Genomic DNA, 20234 nt, shown 5'->3' with positions numbered 1-20234 from the left:
GGAGGAGACACCGTGAGCCGTATCCAGATCGAGGGACTGACCCGCCGCTTCGGTGATGTCACCGCCGTGGACGGGGTCTCCCTCGACGTGGCCGACGGCGAGTTCCTCGTGCTCCTCGGCCCGTCGGGCTGCGGCAAGTCGACGCTGCTGCGGATGATCGCCGGGCTGACCCCGCCGACCGGCGGCCGGATCCTTCTCGACGGCCGGGACATCACCGCCGTCGAACCGCGCGAGCGGGACCTGGCGATGGTGTTCCAGAGCTACGCGCTGTACCCGCACCTCACCGTCGCGAAGAACATCGGCTTCCCGCTCCGCGCCCGCCGGCTGCGGCGCGCCGACCTGGACGCCAAGGTCGCCGAGGTCGCCGCGGTGCTCGGCCTGGAGGGGCTGCTCGACCGGCGTCCGCGCGCGCTGTCCGGCGGCCAGCGCCAGCGCGTCGCCCTCGGTCGTGCCCTGGTGCGCGACCCCGGCGCCTTCCTGCTCGATGAGCCACTGTCCAACCTGGACGCCACGCTGCGCACCGCCACCCGCGCCGAGCTCACCGACCTGCACCGGCGCCTGCGCTCGACCTTCGTCTACGTCACCCACGACCAGGTCGAGGCGATGACGATGGCCACCCGGATCGCGGTGCTGAACGGTGGGCTGCTCGAGCAGGTCGGCACGCCCGAGGAGGTCTACGACGCCCCGGCCTCGACCTTCGTCGCCGGGTTCATCGGCTCCCCCGCGATCGGCCTGCTGCCGGCCGAGCTGCGCAGCACCGCCGGTGAGCTGCGGGCGACCGGTGCGGGCGTCGACGTGCCCATCGGTGCGGGTGAGGACAGCGCGGACGTCCTCGTCGGGGTCCGGCCCGAGCACCTCCGCATCGGTGCCGCCCTGGGCACCGGTGCCCCCGAGTTCCGCGGCACCGTCCGGCTCGTCGAGAACCTCGGCGGCGAGGAGGTCGCCCACATCGCCGTCGGAGACGGCAGGAGCAGCTCCGCGGTGGGCGACGGCCGGATCGCCCTGCGCGGGCCGCGTCCCGTCGGCCTCGCCGTAGGCGACGCCGTGACCCTCACCTGCGATCCGGCCCGGATCCACCTGTTCTCCGCCACCAGCGGCCGTCGTCTGGTGCGCGCCCCCGAACCCACCCGTGCCGCACACGCGGTCGCGGTCTGACTCCCTGGAGGAGCCCGTGCGTCCCATCCGTCTCGTCGCCGCCATCGCGGCCGCGTCAGCCTTGCTGCTGGCCGGCTGTGGTGTGGGGGGTGCTGGCAGCGCTGACGGCACCGCCGGCACCGTCGCCCGTGCCCCGGAGCTGGCCCCGGACCAGAAGGTGTCCATCACCTTCGAGTCCTACAACTTCGGCCAGGCCGGCGCCTGGACCGACACCTTCACCTCGGTCCTCGACGCCTTCCGCAAGCAGTACCCGAACATCACGGTCACCGCGCAGAAGCCGCAGGGCACCAGCGCGAACCCGGCCGCCGACGCCGTCTCCAGCGTGCAGACGCAGGCGGCCACCGGCAAGGCCCCGGACGTCGCCCAGCTCGGCTTCTCCGACCTCGGCTTCACCGTGAACCAGCTCGGTGCCAAGCCGCTCGACGACCTCGTCGGCGCGGACGCGCTGAACCAGACCTTCGGCGGCACCAACCCGTACTCCCCGGCCGCGTCGAAGCTCGGTCAGCTGAACGGCAAGACCTACGGCGTGCCGTTCGTCCTCTCGACGCCGGTGCTCTACTACAACGCCTCGATCTTCACCGCCGCCGGCCTCGACCCGGCCAAGCCCCCGGCCACCTGGGCCGAGGTCGCCGCGGCCGCCGCGAAGATCAAGGCGGCCACCGGCAAGGAGGGCGCCTACGCGGACTGTGTGACCACCCAGGCCAAGGACTGGTGCCTGCAGAGCATCATCCGCTCCAACGGCGGCCGGGTGCTCTCCGAGGACCGCACGAAGCTCCAGTACGCGGACCCGCAGTCCGTCCAGGCGATCAGCACCCTGGCCGACATGGTCAAGTCCGGTGCCAGCCCGAAGTTCAGCCAGCAGCAGGCCGTGGAGGCCTTCACCCGCGGTGACCTGGGCATGATCCTCGAGTCGTCCTCGCTGCAGGCCACGTTCGCCAAGGGCGCCAAGGGCGCCGGCTGGGACCTCAAGGGCGCGGCCACGCCGTCGTTCGGTGCCACCCCGTCCGTCCCGACGAACTCCGGTGCGGCCCTGTTCGTCCTGTCGAGCGACCCGGCCAAGCAGCGCGCGGCCTGGGACCTCATCACGTTCCTGACCAACGACCAGTCGTTCACGACGATCGCGCAGAAGATCGGCTACCTGCCGCTGCGCACCGGGCTGATGAACACGACCCTCAAGGACTGGGCCGCGACCAACCCGACGACCGGGATCAACATCGCGCAGCTCAACCGGATGGAGCCGTGGGTGTCCTTCCCCGGTGACAACTACCTGCAGATCCGCGACGGGATGATGGACGCCGTCGAGAAGGTCGTCCTGCAGGGCGCGGACCCGCAGAGCACCCTCACCGCGGCCCAGCAGCGGGGGCAGGCCCTCGTCCCGGGGACCAAGTGACGTCCCTGGCGGTCCTCTCCGACCTGCACCTGACCGGGGACCCGGCCTCGGCCGCGGCGTTGCGCGAGGCGCTCGCCGTGGTCGGGGCGGGGGCCCGGCCGGACGCCCTGCTGCTGCCGGGTGATCTCACGGCGGAGGGGGCCCCGGCGGCCTACGCGCTGCTGACGTCCCTCCTGGACGAGCTGGAGATCCCCGTCGTGCCCGTGATGGGCAACCACGACGAGCTCGGGGCCTTCACCGCGGCGTTCGGCGCGCCGGACCGGGTCGTCCGCGTCGGCGGCGCCCGCGTCGTCGCGCTCGACAGCACGATCCGCGGCCATCATCACGGCCAGGTCGACCCGGAGCAGCGGGAGTGGCTCGCCGCCGAGCTGGCCACCCCGGCCCCGGAGGGCACCGTGCTCGTGCTGCACCATCCCCCGCTGCCGTCGCCGGTCCCGTCCGTGGACCTGCTGCGGCTGCGGGAGCCGGGGACGCTCGGCGAGGTGCTGGCCGGCACGGACGTCCGCATGGTCGTCTGCGGGCACGCGCACTACGCGGGGGCCGGGGCCCTGGCCGGGATCCCGGTCTGGGTCGCGCCGGCGCTCTACTACCGGGTGGACGCGTTCCCGCCGGCCGGGCGGCTGCGCGGCCTGTCCGGCCCGGCGATCAGCCGGATCGACCTCATCGACGGCAGCGCGGTGGCGACCGCGTCGCCGCTCGGCGGGGACACCGTCTACGACGTCGACGCCGCCGAGCGGGTGGCGTGGATGAAGGAGCGGATCCCGGCATGACCCTCCTGGAGGTCCCGGCCCCGCCGCGCCTCTCCGCACCCGCCGCCGTCACGATCCCGTGGTGGCGGCGGGTGGCCCGCGCCGCACCGCCGTACCTGTTCCTCGCGCCCGGCCTCGCGTTGCTCGTGGTCTGGACCTACCGGCCGTTGGTCTCCGCGGTGCAGCTGTCGTTCTACTCGTGGAACCTCCTCCCGACGAGCCCTGCGCGTCCGGTCGGGTTCGACAACTTCGGCCGGCTGTTCGCCCTTCCCGACTTCGGCGCCTCGATCGGCCGCACCGCCGTGCTGATCCTGGGGCTGCTGCCGTTCACCCTGGTCGTCCCGGTGGTCGTCGGCCTGCTGGCGCGGCACGTCCGGGGTCGGGCGGCGACGGTCTACCAGGCGCTGGTCTTCGCGCCGATGCTCGTCGCCCCGGTGGCCGGCGCGGCCGTCTGGCAGTGGATGCTCGACCCGCGCGCCGGCCTGGTCAACCGGGTGCTGGGCACGACCACCAACTGGTTGCAGGAGCCCGGTTCCGCGCAGCTGGCGGTCATCGTGATCACGGGCTGGCACGTGCTCGGCTTCGCGACGCTCGTCGTCGCCGCCGGGCTCGCCGGCATCGACTCCGAGTACTCGGCGGCGGCCTCGCTCGACGGCGCCACCCGCTGGCAGACCACCCGCTGGCTCACCCTGCCGCTGCTCTCGCCGACGCTGTCCTTCCTGCTGCTGATGACGCTGCTGCTGGCCGCACAGTGGAGCTTCCCGCTGATCAACACGATCACCCACGGCGGTCCCTCGGGCGCGACCACGAACATCTACTTCCTTTTGTGGGACTACGCTTTCGGCTCCTTCGACGCCGGGCTGGGCGCGGCCGCGGGCCTGGTCTTCTTCCTCGGCTTCGGGCTGATCGCCCTGGTGCTGGTCCGCCTCACCGAACGGTTGTCCTTCCATGACTCCTGAGCTGCTCGTCGAGGTCCCCGGCCCGGTCCACGCCCCCTCGGACGGCGCCGTGGTGCTCCGGGAGTCCCGGCTGCGCGCGGCGCTGGGCCACGTCGTGCTGGGGCTGCTGGGTGTCGCCTGCATCATCCCGCTGTACTGGCTCTACGCGACCTCGCTGCGGGCTCCGGAGAACATCTACTCGCTCAGCCCGTTCCCGTGGCCCCTGTCCGTCGCGAACTACGTCGAGGCATGGGGCGCGGTGAACCTGCCGCGGCTGCTGGTCAACACCTTCGTCATGGCGGCGATGGTGGCGCTCGGCCAGCTGCTGACCGGGCTGCTCGCGGGATACGCCTTCGCGGCGTGGAGGTTCCGGTTCCAGAACGCGCTCTACCTCGTGTTCATCGCGACCTGGCTGGTGCCGTTCCAGGTGACGATGGTCCCGAACTACGCCCTGCTCAACCAGCTCGGCGTCCTCAACACCATCGCCGGCGCGATCATCCCGAACCTGTGCACGGCACTGGCGGTGATCATGCTGCGCACGCACGTGCGCTCCATCCCGCAGGAGCTGCTCGAGGCCGCCCGGATGGACGGCCGCAACGCCTGGGCGACACTGTGGACGGTCGTCGTCCCCAACCTCGGGCCCGCGCTGGCAGCACTCGGCGTGCTGCTCTTCATCAACGCCTGGAACGAGTACTTCTGGCCGGCGCTCGTCCTGCAGCGCACCAACGACGTCCTCCAGCTGGCCCTGCACAGCTTCATCGGGCCCGAGGGCACCCAGTGGGGCCCCCTCATGGCCACCGCCGGCCTCGCCTGCCTCCCGGTCCTGATCCTCTACCTGGTCCTGCAGCGCCGCATCGTCGACGGCTTCGTCCGCTCCGGCCTCAAATAGCGCGTTATGGAGCCACAACTGTCGTTCGGAGGCCCCGAAACGACAGTTGTGGCTCCATAACGCGGGTCAGGTGAGGGTGAGCGGGAGCTCGCGGAGGCCGCGGATCAGGAGGTTCGGGCGGTAGACGGGCTCGCCGGCCAGGTCCGGGGTGTGTACCCGGCGCGCCAGTTCGCGGAAGAGGATCTCACCCTCGAGCCTCGCCAGGGCGGCGCCCATGCAGTAGTGGATGCCGAGGGCGAAGCCGAGGTGCCGCGGCGTCGGGGCGGTGCCGGCGTAGCGGGTGACGTCGAAGGCGTCGGGGTCCGGGAACGCGCGCGGGTCGCGGTTCGCCGAACCGACCAGGACGCAGACGTTGTGTCCCTCCGGGAACGTCCGGTCCCCCACCGTCAGCTCCCGCTTCGCGGTGCGGGTGGTCATGTGCACCGGCGAGTCGTAGCGCAGCACCTCGTCGACCGTCGGGCCGGCGAGCTCGGGGTTCTCCCGGACGAGCGCGAGCTGCCCGGGGTTGCGGGCGAAGGCGAGCAGGCCGTTGCCGACCATGTTCACCGTCGTCTCGTGGCCGGCGATGAGCATCGTGACGCAGGTGGCCAGCATCTCGCTCTCGGACAGCACGTCGCCCGAGTCGTAGACCTGCGTCAGGCCGCTGACCAGGTCGTCCTTCGGCCGGACCCGGCGCTCCGCGATCAGCTCGCGGAAGTGCTGCAGGATGTCGCGGGAGGCCTCGTCCCGGGCCGCGCACTCCGCGGCCGACAGCACGAAGTCCGGGTCGAAGCCGCGGGCCAGGTGCGGGCCGACGCGGTGCACGAGGTCGACGTCCTCGACGCCCAGCAGCTCGCAGATCACGATCAGCGGCAACGGGTACGCGATCGCCTCGATGGCCTCGACCGTCCCCTCCGCGAGGGCCGCGTCGAGCAGCCCGGCGACGAGCGCCGTGATCCGGGGCCGCAGGTCGGTCACGCTCTTCGGGGTGAACGCCTTGCTCACCAGGCGGCGCAGCCGGGTGTGGTCCGGCGGGTCCATCCAGAGGAACGAGGTCGGCAGGTCGACCTTCGCGGCCTCGGGATGGAACAGGTCCGCCTCGTCGCGGTGGCTCCACAGCGTCTCGGAGAGGATCTGCGTGCACTCGGCGTGGCGGGTCACGAACTCGACCCCGAACCCGCTGTCCAGGAAGGGTGTCGCCTCCCGGACCAGGGCGTAGCGCGAGTACGGGTCGGGGCGGTGCTCGGGCGCGAACGCGTCGAACACCGGTGGGGCTGACGTCACGGGGCTTCCTCTCACCGGATGGGGGTGTCGCCGTCGAGCGCACCGTGCCGACCCGTCCGAGAACTGAACCGGAAATGGACGGAAAGCGTCGCCGACCGACCGGTCGTCGAACCTCGATCGCGGTTCCTTATGGACCGATCCCCGTGCGCCGCAGGGCGTTGAAGTGCGCTTGCATTCTTGGTCGGCTGAATGGGCCGGATGCCGCGACGCGAGGAGAATGCGATGACCGCACCGCCGACCCACCGCACCGAGGTGACCGTTCGCGGCTACGAGATCGACGCCCTCGGCCACGTGCGGCACACGGTCTACCTGGACTACGCCGAGCACGCCCGCTGGGAGTGCCTGCGCGCCGCCGGGCTCTCCGCGCAGACCCTGCTGACCCACGGCGTCATGCCGATCATGCTCGAGACCACGATCAGCTACCGGCACGAGCTGCGCTACGACGACGTGGTGCACGTCGGCTGCGAGTTCGAGTGGGGCACCGGCAAGACGGCCCGCATCGTCCAGCCGCTCGTCCGCGACGAGGACGGGACGGTGGCCGCCGAGGTGCGCAGCGTCTCCGGCCTGCTCGACCTCGGCTCCCGGAAGCTCGTCGCCGATCCGCTCACCACTCTCCGCGAGCTCGCCTCCGCGCCCGAGATCCTGGGGCTGTAGCCGTGCGGTCCATCGTGATCGGGGGCGGCATCGCCGGTCTCCTGGCCGCCCGGGTGCTCGCCGAGCGCGGCCCGGTGACCATTGTGGAGCGAGATCCCGGCGGGGGTGCGCGACGCGGGGTGCCTCAGGGCCGCCACCTGCACGGGCTGCTCGACGGTGGCCGGGAGATCGTCGAGGAGCTGCACCCCGGCTTCACCGCCGATCTCGTCGCCGCCGGCGCGCTCACCGCGGAACCGTTGGTGCACACCCGCTGGTACCTGCACGGGCGGCGTCTGCACCCGACCGGCACCGGGATGCGTTCGGTCCTCGCCTCGCGGCCGCTGCTGGAGGACGTCCTGCGCCGGCGCACCGACGCCGCCGTGCGGACGGGCACCGCGGCCGGTCTGGAGCTCGACGCCGGCCGGGTCCGCGGGCTGCTGCTCGCCGACGGCGAGGTGCTCCCCGCCGATCTGGTCGTCGACGCCTCCGGGCGCGCCTCACGGCTGCCGGACTGGCTGGCCGAGCTGGGCCTGGCCCGGCCGCGGGAGGACCGCGTCGACGTCGACCTCGGGTACGCCACCCGCACCTTCCGCCGCCACCCGCACCACCTCGGTGGCGACCTCAACGCCCTGGTCTCGACCGTGCCGCGCTCGCGCGGCGGCGGCGCCATGGCGATCGAGGGCGACCGCTGGCTGGTCACCCTGGCCGGGCTGCTCGGCGACCATCCCCCCACGGACGACGCCGGGTTCCGCGCCTTCGCCGCCTCCCTGCCGGCCGGTCCGGTCGGCGAGATCGTGGCCGAGGCCGAGCCGCTCGACGACGCGGTGCCCTACCGGTTCCGCGGCTCGCGGCACCGCCGCTACGACCTGCTGCCCTGCCTGCCCGAGGGCCTCGTCGTGCTCGGCGACGCGGTCTGCAGCCTGAACCCGCTCTACGCGCAGGGCATGACTCTCGCCGCCCAGCAGGTGAAGGCGCTGCACGCCTGGGACGGGCGGCGCGCGCGGGACCTGCACCGGACCATCGGCCGGCTGTGTGCGACCGCCTGGGAGATCGCGACCCGCGCCGACCTCGCGCTGCCCGAGGTGCACGGTTCCCGCCCGCTGCCGGCCCGGGTTCTCGACGGCTACGTGAGCCGCGTGCAGCGGGTGGCGCACGCCGATCCGGTGGTGGCGCGGGCGCTGATCCGCGTCGCGAACCTCGCGGATCCCGCCGCGGCGCTGCTCGCCCCCGAGATCCTCCGCCGGGTGCTGCGCCCGGGCGCGGACCACCCGGTCGCCCACGAGGAGCGGACGGGGGTGCCGGCATGAGCGCGCGGCCCTCGGTGCCCCGGGCCGCGCCGCGCGGCGAGCCCACGCTGCACGAGCGGCTCGACGCGGTCGCCGCCGAGCACCCCGACCAGCTGATCCGCTTCCACTCCGAGCGGACCGAGCTGACGTACGCGGAGCTCGTCGCCTCGTCCAAGCGAGCCGCCGCCCGGCTCGACGCGGGGCCGGGCGAGGCCGTCGGGATCCTGGCGCCCAACGGTCCCGAGTTCCTGCAGACGGTGTTCGCCGCCTCCCGGATCGGCGCCGCGGCCTGCCCGCTCCCGCTGCCGGCCGGGCTGCGCGACCTCGTGGAGTACGGCGAGCGGACCGCGCGGATCGTCGCGGCCGCCGAGATGCGCTCGCTGGTGCTCTCGACGCGGCTGCGCCGGATGCTCGGACAGCGTGCCGAGGCCTTCGGCGCCAAGGAGATCCTGGACTCCACCGAGCTGGTGGCGCCGGGCCGCGAGACCGCGCCCGTCGCCGTCGATCCCGAGCTGCCCGCGATCCTGCAGTTCACCTCCGGCAGCACGTCGGCACCGAAGGGCGTGCTGCTCACCCACGACAACGTGCTGGCCTGTGCCGAGTCGATCACCGAGGCGATCGCGCTCGGCCCGGCGGACGCGCACGCCTCCTGGCTTCCGCTCTTCCACGACATGGGCCTGTTCGGCACGCTGACCGGGATCTTCACCGGCATCCCCGTCAACCTGTGGAACCCCACCGCGTTCGTCAAGGATCCCGGCCGCTGGCTCGCAGAGTTCGCGCAGACCCGCGCCACCATCACGACGATGCCCAACTTCGCCTTCGACGCCCTGCTCGACGCCGACCCGGCGGGGCTCGACCTGTCCGCCTGGCGGGTCTGCTTCAACGGGGCGGAGATCATCCGGCCGGAGTCGGTGCGCGCCTTCGCCTCCCGGTTCGCCGGCGCCGGCTTCCGCGCCGAGGCGATGACGCCCGGGTACGGCATGGCCGAGGCCACCCTCGTCGCGACGCTCCCGCCGCTGGGCCGGACCCCGGTCGTCGAGGCCGTCGACCGGCACGAGCTCGCCCGCGGGCGGGCGGTGAAGGGCGACAAGGAGATCGTCGGCCTGGGCCGGGCGGTGCCGGGCATGGAGATCCGCATCGCGGGCGGCTCCCCCGACGGCAGCGTGGGCGAGGTCGAGCTGCGGGGCGCCGCGGTGACCAGCGGCTACCTCGACGACCCGGTTCGTCCCGCCGACGACGGCATCTTCACCGCCGACGGCTGGCTGCGGACCGGCGACCTCGGCTACCTGCGCGCGGGCGAGCTGTTCTTCGCGGGCCGCGCCAAGGAGATGATCACCGTCCGCGGGGTGAACACCTACCCGTCCGACGTCGAGGCCGAGGTCTCGCAGGTCAGCGGTGTGCGGCGCGGACGCTGCGTCGCCTACGCGGTGCTGGAACCCCACGAGCACGTCGCCGTCGTCGCCGAGACCGCACTCCCCGAGGCGGAGCACGACGCGCTCCGCCGCGCGATCGCCGCGCGGGTCCGCCGCGCGCTGGGCCTGGCGACGGGGTCGTCGCTGACGGTCCACCTCACCGCCCCCGACTCCCTGCCCCGCACCACCAGCGGAAAGCTCCGCCGGCTGGCGACGGCGGCACTTCTCGAGAGGTCAGCATGACCAGCGTCGTCCCGGGTATGGGCGCAATGCACTCCCTCGATGTCTTCCGGCACTACGACCGCAGCCACTGGAAGCTCGACCAGCTCGACCTCGCCGCGATCGACAGGTCGCTGGTGAGGCCGGAGCACGTCACCCTCGTGAAGAGCGCGGTGATGGGCGAGTCGAACGTGATCGCGGCGGTGCACGGCTTCCTCAACGAGTTCGCCGACGACTACGACTTCTCCGCCTTCGCGGTGATCTGGGGCTACCAGGAGGTCCAGCACCACTACGCCTTCACGTCGTGGCTGCAGGCCGTCGGCGAGGACGTCGACTCCCGCGCCGTCGCCGCGATGCGCGCGCCCTACGAACCGGGCACCACCCCGTCCGCCACGCTCGCGACCAACATCATCTCCGAGCTGACCGTGAACCACGTGTACCGCGCCGTCGCGGAGTGGGTGGACGAGCCGGTGCTCGCCGATCTCCTGCTGCGCGCCAGCCGGGACGAGGCGGGCCACGCGCGGGAGTTCCGGCACTTCGCCGCGCAGCGCCTCGCGCAGCACCCCGACGAGCTGGCGAGCGTGCTGGAGACGCTGTACTTCTACACCTCCGACGCCACGATCAAGCATCCCGTCAGCGTGTTCAAGTCCGGTCTGGACGCGCTGGAGGGCCACGAGACCATCGACACCGGCTTCCGGATGTTCCTCGACGAGCTCGCCGGCACCGGTGGCCTCGACGAGCTGCAGGGCAAGATCCGCAAGACCTTCGGCTCGCTCACCGGCAGGGACCTCTCCAGCAACGGCAAGGTCCGCCGGGCGCTCGCGGAGACGCTCGCATGACCGTCGCCCTCCCCTGGCGCACCCGCGAGGACCACCGCTGCTTCGGCTGCGCGCCACGGAACCCGCACGGCCTCGGGCTCACCTTCGAGCAGGCGGGCGACGCGCTGTGGACCGAGTTCGACCTCGGCCACCATTACGAGTCCTATCCCGGCGTGGTGCACGGCGGGATCGTCGCGCTGATCTGCGACGAGACGATGGGCAACCTGATCGTGCTGCGGAACGGCACCCCGGCCGTCACCACCAGTATGCGCATGCGGTACATCGGTACCGTCCATGTCGGACTCCCGCACCGGGTCGCCGCGACCCTCACCTCTGCGTCCCCCACGCTGATCGGCGCCGCGGCCGATGTCACCGACGCCCGCGGCGACCTCGTCGCGAGCGCCACCGCCACCTACCACCGGAGCGCATCATGACCACCTCGACGGACACCCCCGCCCAGATCACCGACACCGTCCGCGGCATCGTCGCCGAGGTCCTCGCCGTGCCCGCCGACGCGCTGTCCCTCGACACGGACCTGCGCGGCGTCGAGGGCGCCGACTCGATCAAGGTGCTGCGGATGATCGCCCGCATCGAGCGCGAGTTCGACGTCGAGCTGGAGGACGAGGACGTGTTCGGCGTGAGCACGATCGCCGAGGTCTCCGACGTGGTGCGGAAAGCGCTGTGACCACTGTCGAGCAGCACCCCACCAACCAGCACTACGACCTGGACCCGCGGGTCTTCGGGCTCTTCCTCGACGAGTCCCGCAAGTACAGCTCCGGCTGGTACCTCGGGCCCGAGGACTCCCTGGAGCTGGCGCAGCAGCAGAAGATGAACCTGGTCGCCGATCTGGTGCACGCGCAGGCCGGCAGGCGGGTGCTGGACATCGGCTCCGGCTGGGGCGCGCTCGTCCTGCACCTCGCGGGCGTCCGCGGTTGCGACGTCACCGGGATCAGCCCGGCGCCGAAGCAGCGGGAGTTCGTGGAGAAGCGGGCCCGGCAGCGGGGGCTCGCCGACCGGGTCCGGATCGTCACCAGCCCGTTCGAGGACGCCACCGGCCTGCCGACGAAGCTCGACGCGATCACCGCGCTGGGATCCGTGGTCCACATGCCGGACCTGCCGGCCGTGTTCGGCAAGGCCCGTGGCCTGCTCCGGCGGGACGGGCTCATGTACGTCTCGGAGTCCTGCTTCCGCAGCCAGGCGATCCGCGCGCGGTTCGACGAGGTCGAGGGCACGGACTTCGTGCGCGAGGCGATCTTCGGCAACGGCGAGCTGCGGCCGCTCTCCGAGCTCGTGGCCGCCGCCGAGGACGCCGGGTTCTCGATCGAGACCAGCGTGGACCTCACGAGGCACTACCACCGCACCATCGAGCAGTGGATCGAGAACGTGCGGGCCAACCGGGCGGCGCTCGAGAGGATCCAGCCGGGCATCGCCGCGCAGCTCGAGCACTATCTCGACATCTCCAACGCGGGCTGGGGCTACACCACCAAGCACTACGCGCTGGTCCTGCGGAACGCCCGGTGAACGGCCTGCTGACCGCGGCCCAGCTCGCCCCGGCCGTCGACACCTACCTGGGGGCGACCACCCCCGAGCGGCGCTGGGACGCCGAACGCTCCTTCGCCTGGGAGGCCGCGGACGCGGACCGGCTCACCGAGGGCCAGCGCTCGGCCGTCGAGTTCGTGACGGTGATCGAGGACCACCTGCCCGGCTACTTCGACGTCTACCACCGGCACTTCCCGGTCGACGGCACCGTCGCGCCGGAGGTGTTCGCGCACAACCGCGAGCTGTACCACTTCACGGTGCGCTGGGCCTCCGAAGAGGACACCCATGCCCGCGCGCTCGCCCGCTACCAGCGGGAGTCCGGGATCGCGGAGCGCGACGCCCTGCGCACCGCGCTGGCCGGCGTGGGCGCGGCCCCGTTCGACCTGCCCTTCGAGCACCCGGTGCAGTTCTTCGCCTACGCGCTGGTGCAGGAGAAGGCCACGCAGATCTACTACCGGCAGCTGCGGTCCGCCGTGGACGAACCGGTGCTCGTCGACCTGCTGACCCGGCTCTCGCGCGACGAGGCGCGGCACTTCACCTTCATGGCGGACGTCGTGACCCGGTACCTGCACGCGTTCGGGGACGAGGTGGTGGAGCCGGTCCGGGACGTCATCGCGACGTTCCGGATGCCCCTCGCGGACACCCTGCGCGGGTACTGGCGGTGGGCGCTGAAGATCGCCGACACCGCCCGCTACGACCACACGGACGCCTACGACGGCCTGATCGCCGTCCTGGACCGCGCCACCGAGGCCAGGTCCGACAAGCTCTCCGAGCTGGTCCACTTCGTCAGGGCCGCCCGCACCGTCGTCTGACATCGTGAGTGGCAATAGTCGCCATGGCGACTATTGCCACTCACAGGGGTTCAGAAGGTGATCGGGAGTTCCCGGACGCCGCGGTGGATGAGGCTGGGCAGGTACTCCAGCTCACCGGTCGCGAGCTCCAGATGCGTGGTGCGGGCGAGAAGCGCGCCGAAGCAGGCCTCCGCCTCGATCCTCGCCAGCGGGGCACCGAGGCAGAAGTGCAGGCCCAGGCTGAACCCCAGGTGGCGACGGGCGGGGTGGCTGCCGGCGTAGCGGGTCACGTCGAACTCGTCCACCCGCTCGAAGACGCGCTCGTCGCGGCTGGCCGACGCCATCAGGACGACCACCCCGTCGCCCCGCCGGAAGCGCCGCCCACCGACCTCGGTGTCGCCCAGGGCCACCCGGATCGTGAACTGGGTGGGGGCGTCGTGGCGCAGCACCTCGTCGACCGCCGCCGGGACCAGCTCGGGCCGCTCCCGCAGCAGGTCGGCCTGGTCGGGCGCCCGCAGCAGGGCGAGGACACCGTTGCCGACCAGGTTGACCGAGGTCTCCGTGCCCGCGACGAGCAGCAGCAGCGCGATCCCGACGACCTCAGCGGGCTGCAGGACCCCCTCGGCGATGCCGGCGGCGAGGCTCGAGAGCAGGTCGTCGCCGGGTTCGCGGCAGCGGCGTGCGACGAGCTCGCCGAAGTACGCCGCGCAGCCCTGGGCCGCCTCGATCCGGGCGGCCTTGTCGGCCTCGGTCAGCAGGTCGTCCGGGTCGGTGCCGCGGGCGATCGCCAGCTCCCAGGCGCGCAGCATCGGCCGGTCCGCCTCCGGGATCCCGAGCAGGCGACCCTGGATCATCGCCGCGGCCAGGGGCTCGGACAGGCCCGCGATGGCGTCGAGCTCCCCGGCGGCCAGCGCGGTGTCCATCAGCCCCTCGACGATCCGCGCCGCGGTCGGGCCGAGCTCGGCGACCGCCCGCGGGAGGAACTGCCGGGTGAGCAGGCCGCGGAAGCGGCCGTGCTCGGGCGGGTCCATGCGGACGAAGGAGCCGGGGATCCGGGCGCCGGGATCGCGGAACGGGCTGATCCCCTCCGCGTAGCCGTGCCCCCAGACGGGGCTGGTGAGGATCTCGGCGCACTCCGCGTACCGCGTGACCAGGTGGACCGGGACGTCGTCGAGCAGGTAGGGCAGCAGCGGGCCCTCGTCGCGGGCCGCGCGGTAGGCCGGGTACGGGTCCGCCTGCTGCGCGGGGTCGAAGGCGGCGAACAGGGCCGTCGAGCTGGTCATCGGTGTGTCTCCGTGATCCGCACGGGCAGCTCCGCCATCCCGCGCACGACGAGGTTCGGCCGGTAGCGCGGCCGTTCGGTCAGCAGCTCGACCTCGACACCGCGGGCGACGAGCGCGCGCAGCACGGACTCCAGCTCGAGGCGGGCGAGGGCGGCACCGAGGCAGTGGTGCAGGCCCAGCCCGAACGCGAGGTGCCGGCGGGCGACGCCGCGCTCGGCGTAGCGGGTGACGTCCAGGACGTCCGCCCGCGGGAAGGCGGCGTCGTCCCGGTTGGCGGCGCCGAGCAGGAGCAGCAGGCTCTCCCCCGCCTCGAACCGGCGACCGCCGACCGTCAGCGCGGTGCGGGCCGTGCGGGTGGTCAGGTGCACCGGCGGGTCGAACCGCAGGATCTCGTCGACGGCCGGGGTCGCCAGCTCGGGGTCCGCCCGCAGCAGGTCGAGCTGCGCGGGATGCGCGGCCAGCGCCCGGACGCCGTTGGCCACCAGGTTGACCGTGGTCTCGTGGCCCGCGACGACCAGGATCAGCAGCGTGCCCAGCAGCTCGACCGGCGACAGGCGGTCCCCGTCCTGCGCGGAGCCGGAGCGTGCGGAGGCGACCATCTGCGCGGAGCCGGAGCTCGCGGAGGCGACCGTCGTCTCCGCCCGGACCAGGGCGGTCACCAGGTCGTCCTGCGGCTCGACGCGCCGGCGCGCGGCCAGCTCGCCGAAGAACTCCGTGAAGTCGTGGACGGCGGTGGTCCGCGCGGCGAGCTCCTCGGGTGTGAGCAGCACGTCGGGGTCGAGGCCGCGCGCGATGCCCGCGGACATCCGGCGCACGTCGTCCTCGGCCGCGGCGGGCACGCCCATCATCCGGCAGATCATCCGCAGCGGCAGCGGATAGGCCAGGGCCTCGACCAAGTCGACGGTGCCCTTCGCGACGGCCTCGTCGAGCAGGCCGGCGACGATCGTCTCGGCGTCGGAGCGCATGCCCTGGATCCGGCGCGGGGTGAACGCCTGGGCCACGAGCCCGCGCAGCCGGGTGTGGTCGGGCGGGTCCATCCAGAGGAACGAGCCGGGCAGGTGGACCTCGCTGTCCGGGTGGAGCAGGCGGGCCTCCTCGGCGTGGCTCCACGCCGGGTCCGCGAGGACCGTCTCGCAGTCGGCGTACCGGGAGACGGCGTGGGTGCCCAGCGGTCCCGGCGGGAAGCCGGGGGTGTCCCGCAGGACGGCGTAGGAGGGATAGGGGTCGTGGCGGTGGGCGACGTCGAGGGACGCGGCCACCGCCGCGGCGACGTCCGACGGGGAGGGGACGAGAACGCTGGTCGAGTCCACGGGCGGATCCGTTCGGGAGGTGTGCACCGGGGGCGCACCGAGCCTGCGCGACCGGCGATCCGCCCGGCAACGGCGGCCACCGACGCCTCTGGGCCCATCGGCGGGACGAATCGGGCCAGGGAGTGTCCGGCGGATCGCCGTCGAGCCCGCGGCGGGCCGGCCGTGGTCCGTCAGACGCTCCTAGCCCACCCGCACGATCGCCGACGCCGGGCCGCGGACGTTGATCCGCCCGTTCCAGCGGACCTCCTCCAGCTCGGCGTCGGCGAAGCGACGGGCGAAGCGGGAGAACGCGATCCGGGCCTCCACGCGGGCCAGTGCGGCACCGAGGCAATGGTGGGCGCCGGCCCCGAAGGACACGGCTCGGTGCGCGTCGGGACGGTCGAGGCGCAGCTCGTCGGCATCGGGTCCCCAGAAGGCGGGATCGCGGTTGGCCGCCGCGAGGCAGGCGACGACCCACGCCCCGGCGGGGATCTCGGCGTCGCCGATCCGCAACGGCGCCAAGGTGATCCGCCGCATCAGGTGGACCGGGGTGTCGTAGCGCAGCAGCTCCTCCACCGCGGTGCCCGCCAGCGCCGGATCCGCGCGGAGCCGGCGCAGCTGCCCGGGATGGCGCAGCAGCGCGACGAGCCCGCCGGCGATCTGGTTCATCGTGGTCTCGTGTCCGGCGACGTAGAGGAACGCGACCTGGGCGACCAGCTCGTCCTCGTCGAGCACGTCGCCGTGGTCCTCGGCCTCGATCAGCGCGCTGAACAGGTCCGGCCCCGGGTGCCCGCGCTTCCACCGCGCCAGGTCGCCCACCAGCGCCGTCAGCTCGCGGCCGGCCTCGAGGACCCGCGCCTGCAACGCCGGATCGGGCAGGGGCTCCAGGCCCAGCGCCAGCACGCCGGTCAGGGCGCGGATCCGCTGCTGCTCGGCCACCGGGATCCCCAGCAGCTCGGAGATCACGGTGAAGGGCAGCGGGAACGCCAGCTCGTCGACCACGTCCGCCCGGCCCTTGTCCGCGATCCGGTCCAGGGCGGCGTCGACCAGGTCCGTGATGCGCGCCTCCAGCTCCCCCACCGCACGCCGGGTGAACGCGGCCGTGACCAGGCGGCGCAGCCGGGTGTGGTTCGGCGGGTCCTGGTCGAGCATCGCCAGCCCGCGCAGCATCCGGTTCTCGCGCCCGATCGAGCCCGAGTCCCGCTTCCAGCTCGGCAGGGCGCCCAGGTTGCGCTCGTCGACCGAGTGCGGGCCCCGCTGGACGGCGACGACGTCCGCGTGCCGGGACACGAGCCAGAACCCGAGCGGGTGCTCGTGGACCGGCGCGGCGGCGCGCAGGGCCGCGTAGTGCGGGTACGGATCGTCGGCGAAGCCGTCCGCGAAGAGGTCGAGGGTGAAGGCGTCAGCGGTCAACGTCGGTCCCGCGGGTCGAGGGGTCGTTCGAGGCCTCCTGAGGCTAGGAGGCCGAACGCCGCCGGTCCCGCGGACGAGGCACCGGCAATCGCGGGATCGGGCTCCGGAATCGCCTCCCCGGCGGGCGACGGGGCTGCACCGGCCGGCCACCCGAGCGGCCCCCAGGGAGTGTCTGACGGATCGCCGTCGAGTCCGCGGCGTTCCAGGTGGGTGCCCCGCAAGGCAGCGCCGGGCCCTCATACCGGGCGTATTCGGGTTCGGCGCCAACGCCGCGGGGTACCCGCCTGGGGCGTCGCGGGCCGACGGGGGTCCGTCAGACGCTCCCTAGCGTCCCGAGGTGAGATCCCCGGCCCGCTCGCGAGCCGGGCCGACGCCGAACTTCTCGCGGGCCGCTGCGGTGACCGGCGTGAACAGGTTGACCAGGTTGCCGTCGGGGTCCCGGAACAACAGCGCCCGGTTTCCCCACGGCATGTCGGTGGGTGGGGTGACGACCTCGTCGAGGGCGTCCCGCAGGCGGGCGAAGTCGGCGTCGACGTCGTCGACGAGGAACTCCACGATCACGGTGCGGTTGGCCGCCGGCACCGCGCTGCCCTCACCGAAGAGCGCCACGGTGCGCTCGCTGCCGATCGCGAGGGTGCCTGCCGCTGTCGGGACCTCGGCGAAGAGCTCGGTGCTCCAGACCGCCTCCGTACCCGTCACCCGTTCGTAGAAGGCGACGAGACCCGGCACGTCGGCGGTGATGATGCGGGCGGAGACGAACTCCATGACTGGCTCCTCGGGATCGCTCGGTGCCACCGGGGCCGGCGGCACCGCCGACGCTAGGACCCATACCGGGCGAGAACCGCCCGGTTTCTCTGACATCCTCGACGCCATGGCCCGCCCGACCAGCCGAGTGCTCGCGCTGCTGGAGATCCTGCAGGCCGGCGGGACCCGCACCGCGGGCGATCTCGCCGCGACGATCGGCGTCGACGAACGCACCGTGCGCCGCTACGTGGAACACCTCGTCGAGCTCGACGTCCCGGTGCGCTCCGAGCGCGGTCGCCACGGCGGGTTCCGGCTCGCCCGCGGCTACCGGATGCCCCCGCTGATGCTGACCGGCGAGGAGGCGGTCGCGGTGCTCGTCGGCATGGTCGCCGCCGACCGCGCGGGCCTCGTCCCGTCGTCCGCCGCGGCCGCGAACAGCGCCGCGGCGAAGATCCGTCGCGTCCTGCCGGAGCGGCTCGGCCTCCGCCTGGAGGCACTGCTCGAGGGCACCGGCGCACCGCGGGGACGTCGAGGGGACGTCCCGGAGACCGAGGTCCTGCTGGTCATCGCCCATGCCGCGCGGGAGCGGCGGGCGGTCGCGATCAGCTACCGCGCCGCCGACGGGCACCCCAGCGAACGCACCCTCGCCCCGTACGCCGTGGTCGCCCACCACGGCCGCTGGTACGTCCACGGCGCCGACTCCGCCACCGGCGAGGACCGGACCTTCCGGATCGACCGCATCCGGAGCGCGCGCCTGCTCCCGGCCACGTTCCCGGCACCCGTCGATCGCGATCCGCGCGAGCGCGTGCTGTCCGCGCTGGCCGAGGCCCCACGCCGGCACACCGTCCGGGTCCTCGTGCACGCCGATCGCGAGCACCTCGCCCGCCACCTCCCGCCCGGGCTCGCGACCGTCACCGCGACGGCCGACGACGGCTGGCAGCGGATCCGGCTCGAGGCCGAGCGCCTGGACTGGGTGCCCTCCGTGCTCGCCGGCCTCGACCGGACCTTCGTCGTCGAGGAACCCGACGCCCTGCGCGACCACGTCAGGGCCCTCGCCCGGCGCCTCCTCGACAGCGCCGAGGCCGCGGACGGCGGCGGCGTCCGCCACCACGGCGGCACGGAGCCCGATCACGGCACCTGACGAGCGGGAGATCAGCCGCCCAGCTCGGCGACGAGGCTGAAGCGGTCCCCGCGGAACAGCGAGCGCACCCGCTCGATGGGCCGGCCCTGCGGGTCCCACGAGACCCGGTTGAGCAGCAGCATCGGCAGCGCCGGGCCGGTCCCGAGCAGGTCGGCCTCCCGGGGGGAGGCGAGCACCGTCTCGATGTGCTCGGTCGCCCGGTGGAAGGTCACGCCGGTGCCCCGGATGTAGGCGTAGAGGGACGTCCCCGGGTCGAAGTCGGTGCGCAGCAGCGGGAACCGGGCCGCCGGCAGGAAGGTGCTCTCCAGGCCCATCGGCTCGTCGTCGGAGAGCAGGATCCGTTCCAGGTGCAGCAGCTCCGCGCCCGGCTCGATCTCGAGGTGGCCGGCCTGCACCGGATCCGCCGGCTGCGACTCCAGGGCGACGAGTGCGCGCCCCGGCGTGCGACCCTGGCGGCGGACGCCCTCGGTGTAGGACTCGATCGAGAGCGGCTGCACGATCTTGGGGCCCGCCACCACGGTCGCGCGCCCGTGGCGGCGCCGGATCCGGCCCTCGACGAGCAGTTCCTGCAGCGCCTGCCGGACGGTCTCGCGGGCGATCCCGAACCGGGCGGCCAGCTCCCGCTCCGACGGCACCGCGGCACCTTCGCCGAGCTCGTCGACCAGCCCGACGATCTCGATCTTCGCGAGGTAGTACTTCGGCACCGCCCCGCCCGCCGGCACCCCGGACCGGACCGGGCCGCCCCACATGCTCGTCATGCGAGCCGCGCGACGATCCGGAGCACGTCTGCAACCGTGGGCGCGGGCGCTCCGGGGATCTTGGCCGCGTCGTCGAACCGGCGCAGCCGCACGGCCGCCGGCCACCAGGGATGGTCGAGCGGCAGGCCGTCGGCCGTCGCACCGCCCTGGGTCCGCAGGGACTCCGTGCTCACAGCCGACAGGGGGTAGTCGTCCGTGGCGACGAGCCAGCGCTTGGCCTGCACGTGCGCGCCCACGAGCCACGCGACCCGCTCCCCCAGCCGCGGCGCGAGCCACCGTGCGCCGACCCGGTCGTGCGGCCCGTCGGGGAGCAGCGGGGACCGGGCCACGTCGTGCAGCAGGGCGGCGACGACCAGCTCGTCGTCGGCCCCGGCGGCCTCGGCGAGGCCGGCGGCCTGCAGCGCGTGGGAGAGCTCGTCGACGGGTTCCCCGGGGTCGACCACGCCGTCCAGCGAGGCCAGGACCTGCTCGATCTCGTCCGGCACACCGGCACCCTAGCTGGTCTGGACCAGTGGTCACGACTC

General features: G+C 73.4%; 21 protein-coding genes. 14 read left to right on the top strand and 7 right to left on the bottom strand.

Annotated features, from left to right (window positions below):
• The first annotated feature begins 12 nt into the window (after nucleotides 1-12).
• Genes ABD324_RS18970 through ABD324_RS18950 form a run of 5 tightly spaced genes read left to right on the top strand, consistent with a single transcriptional unit; the run spans nucleotide 13 to nucleotide 5121 of the window.
• Entirely contained in the window at nucleotides 13-1155 is a 1143-nt protein-coding gene (locus ABD324_RS18970) for an ABC transporter ATP-binding protein (RefSeq protein ID WP_344418530.1), read from the top strand.
• A 16-nt stretch (nucleotides 1156-1171) separates the two neighbouring features.
• Nucleotides 1172-2545, top strand: a complete 1374-nt coding sequence (locus ABD324_RS18965; RefSeq protein ID WP_344418527.1) for an ABC transporter substrate-binding protein — start codon at nucleotides 1172-1174, stop codon at nucleotides 2543-2545.
• Nucleotides 2542-3315 carry a metallophosphoesterase family protein gene (locus tag ABD324_RS18960; RefSeq protein ID WP_344418524.1) on the top strand — a complete coding sequence of 258 codons (774 nt, stop codon included), beginning with the start codon at nucleotides 2542-2544 and terminating at the stop codon, nucleotides 3313-3315. Before ABD324_RS18965 ends, ABD324_RS18960 begins: the two co-directional genes overlap by 4 nt.
• Nucleotides 3312-4253, top strand: coding sequence for a carbohydrate ABC transporter permease (locus tag ABD324_RS18955; protein WP_344418521.1), 942 nt, complete (start codon nucleotides 3312-3314; stop codon nucleotides 4251-4253). The genes ABD324_RS18960 and ABD324_RS18955 overlap by 4 nt, the downstream gene beginning before the upstream one ends.
• Entirely contained in the window at nucleotides 4243-5121 is an 879-nt protein-coding gene (locus tag ABD324_RS18950) for a carbohydrate ABC transporter permease (RefSeq protein ID WP_344418518.1), read from the top strand. The genes ABD324_RS18955 and ABD324_RS18950 overlap by 11 nt, the downstream gene beginning before the upstream one ends.
• A gap of 66 nt (nucleotides 5122-5187) precedes the next feature.
• On the opposite strand, the gene ABD324_RS18945 is transcribed toward ABD324_RS18950, so the two are convergent.
• Nucleotides 5188-6384, bottom strand: a complete 1197-nt coding sequence (locus tag ABD324_RS18945) for a cytochrome P450 (protein WP_344418515.1) — start codon at nucleotides 6382-6384, stop codon at nucleotides 5188-5190.
• A gap of 222 nt (nucleotides 6385-6606) precedes the next feature.
• Between ABD324_RS18945 and ABD324_RS18940 the strand changes: the two genes are divergently transcribed.
• The 8 genes from ABD324_RS18940 to ABD324_RS18905 are packed head-to-tail and all read left to right on the top strand — an operon-like array spanning nucleotide 6607 to nucleotide 13103.
• Nucleotides 6607-7038, top strand: coding sequence for an acyl-CoA thioesterase (locus ABD324_RS18940; protein WP_344418512.1), 432 nt, complete (start codon nucleotides 6607-6609; stop codon nucleotides 7036-7038).
• 2 nt (nucleotides 7039-7040) lie between these two features.
• Nucleotides 7041-8324 carry an FAD-dependent oxidoreductase gene (locus tag ABD324_RS18935; RefSeq protein ID WP_344418509.1) on the top strand — a complete coding sequence of 428 codons (1284 nt, stop codon included), beginning with the start codon at nucleotides 7041-7043 and terminating at the stop codon, nucleotides 8322-8324.
• Nucleotides 8321-9958, top strand: coding sequence for an AMP-binding protein (locus ABD324_RS18930; RefSeq protein ID WP_344418506.1), 1638 nt, complete (start codon nucleotides 8321-8323; stop codon nucleotides 9956-9958). Before ABD324_RS18935 ends, ABD324_RS18930 begins: the two co-directional genes overlap by 4 nt.
• Nucleotides 9955-10773 (top strand): ferritin-like domain-containing protein, encoded by an 819-nt coding sequence (locus tag ABD324_RS18925; RefSeq protein WP_344418504.1) that lies wholly within the window; start codon nucleotides 9955-9957, stop codon nucleotides 10771-10773. The genes ABD324_RS18930 and ABD324_RS18925 overlap by 4 nt, the downstream gene beginning before the upstream one ends.
• Entirely contained in the window at nucleotides 10770-11186 is a 417-nt protein-coding gene (locus ABD324_RS18920) for a PaaI family thioesterase (protein ID WP_344418501.1), read from the top strand. Before ABD324_RS18925 ends, ABD324_RS18920 begins: the two co-directional genes overlap by 4 nt.
• Nucleotides 11183-11437: an acyl carrier protein gene (locus ABD324_RS18915; RefSeq protein WP_344418498.1), complete on the top strand. Its 255-nt coding sequence runs from the start codon at nucleotides 11183-11185 to the stop codon at nucleotides 11435-11437. Before ABD324_RS18920 ends, ABD324_RS18915 begins: the two co-directional genes overlap by 4 nt.
• A complete protein-coding gene (locus ABD324_RS18910) occupies nucleotides 11434-12273 on the top strand; it encodes an SAM-dependent methyltransferase (protein ID WP_344418496.1) in 840 nt (279 codons plus the stop codon). Before ABD324_RS18915 ends, ABD324_RS18910 begins: the two co-directional genes overlap by 4 nt.
• Nucleotides 12270-13103 (top strand): acyl-ACP desaturase, encoded by an 834-nt coding sequence (locus tag ABD324_RS18905; protein WP_344418494.1) that lies wholly within the window; start codon nucleotides 12270-12272, stop codon nucleotides 13101-13103. Before ABD324_RS18910 ends, ABD324_RS18905 begins: the two co-directional genes overlap by 4 nt.
• 50 nt (nucleotides 13104-13153) lie before the next feature.
• Here the strand turns inward: ABD324_RS18905 and ABD324_RS18900 are convergent, their stop codons facing one another.
• The 4 genes from ABD324_RS18900 to ABD324_RS18885 form a co-directional block, all read right to left on the bottom strand.
• Nucleotides 13154-14365: a cytochrome P450 gene (locus ABD324_RS18900; RefSeq protein ID WP_344418492.1), complete on the bottom strand. Its 1212-nt coding sequence runs from the start codon at nucleotides 14363-14365 to the stop codon at nucleotides 13154-13156.
• Entirely contained in the window at nucleotides 14362-15675 is a 1314-nt protein-coding gene (locus ABD324_RS18895) for a cytochrome P450 (RefSeq protein WP_344418489.1), read from the bottom strand. Before ABD324_RS18895 ends, ABD324_RS18900 begins: the two co-directional genes overlap by 4 nt.
• Before the next feature lie 180 nt (nucleotides 15676-15855).
• The gene (locus ABD324_RS18890) at nucleotides 15856-17067 is read right to left on the bottom strand and encodes a cytochrome P450 (protein ID WP_344418486.1); all 1212 of its coding nucleotides are present in this window, start codon (nucleotides 17065-17067) and stop codon (nucleotides 15856-15858) included.
• A gap of 324 nt (nucleotides 17068-17391) precedes the next feature.
• Nucleotides 17392-17832, bottom strand: coding sequence for a VOC family protein (locus ABD324_RS18885; protein WP_344418483.1), 441 nt, complete (start codon nucleotides 17830-17832; stop codon nucleotides 17392-17394).
• 106 nt (nucleotides 17833-17938) lie between these two features.
• Between ABD324_RS18885 and ABD324_RS18880 the strand changes: the two genes are divergently transcribed.
• Complete coding sequence (locus ABD324_RS18880; protein ID WP_344418481.1) at nucleotides 17939-18952, top strand: helix-turn-helix transcriptional regulator; 1014 nt, start codon at nucleotides 17939-17941, stop codon at nucleotides 18950-18952.
• A gap of 11 nt (nucleotides 18953-18963) precedes the next feature.
• On the opposite strand, the gene ABD324_RS18875 is transcribed toward ABD324_RS18880, so the two are convergent.
• Both ABD324_RS18875 and ABD324_RS18870 read right to left on the bottom strand, forming a co-directional pair.
• Nucleotides 18964-19710 carry a GntR family transcriptional regulator gene (locus tag ABD324_RS18875; RefSeq protein ID WP_344418479.1) on the bottom strand — a complete coding sequence of 249 codons (747 nt, stop codon included), beginning with the start codon at nucleotides 19708-19710 and terminating at the stop codon, nucleotides 18964-18966.
• Nucleotides 19707-20195 (bottom strand): HD domain-containing protein, encoded by a 489-nt coding sequence (locus tag ABD324_RS18870; RefSeq protein WP_344418477.1) that lies wholly within the window; start codon nucleotides 20193-20195, stop codon nucleotides 19707-19709. Before ABD324_RS18870 ends, ABD324_RS18875 begins: the two co-directional genes overlap by 4 nt.
• Nucleotides 20196-20234 lie beyond the last annotated feature (39 nt).

The organism is Pseudonocardia ailaonensis (assembly GCF_039531635.1).
Taxonomy (GTDB): domain Bacteria; phylum Actinomycetota; class Actinomycetes; order Mycobacteriales; family Pseudonocardiaceae; genus Pseudonocardia; species Pseudonocardia ailaonensis.
This window is presented reverse-complemented; position numbering and strand designations above follow the sequence as displayed.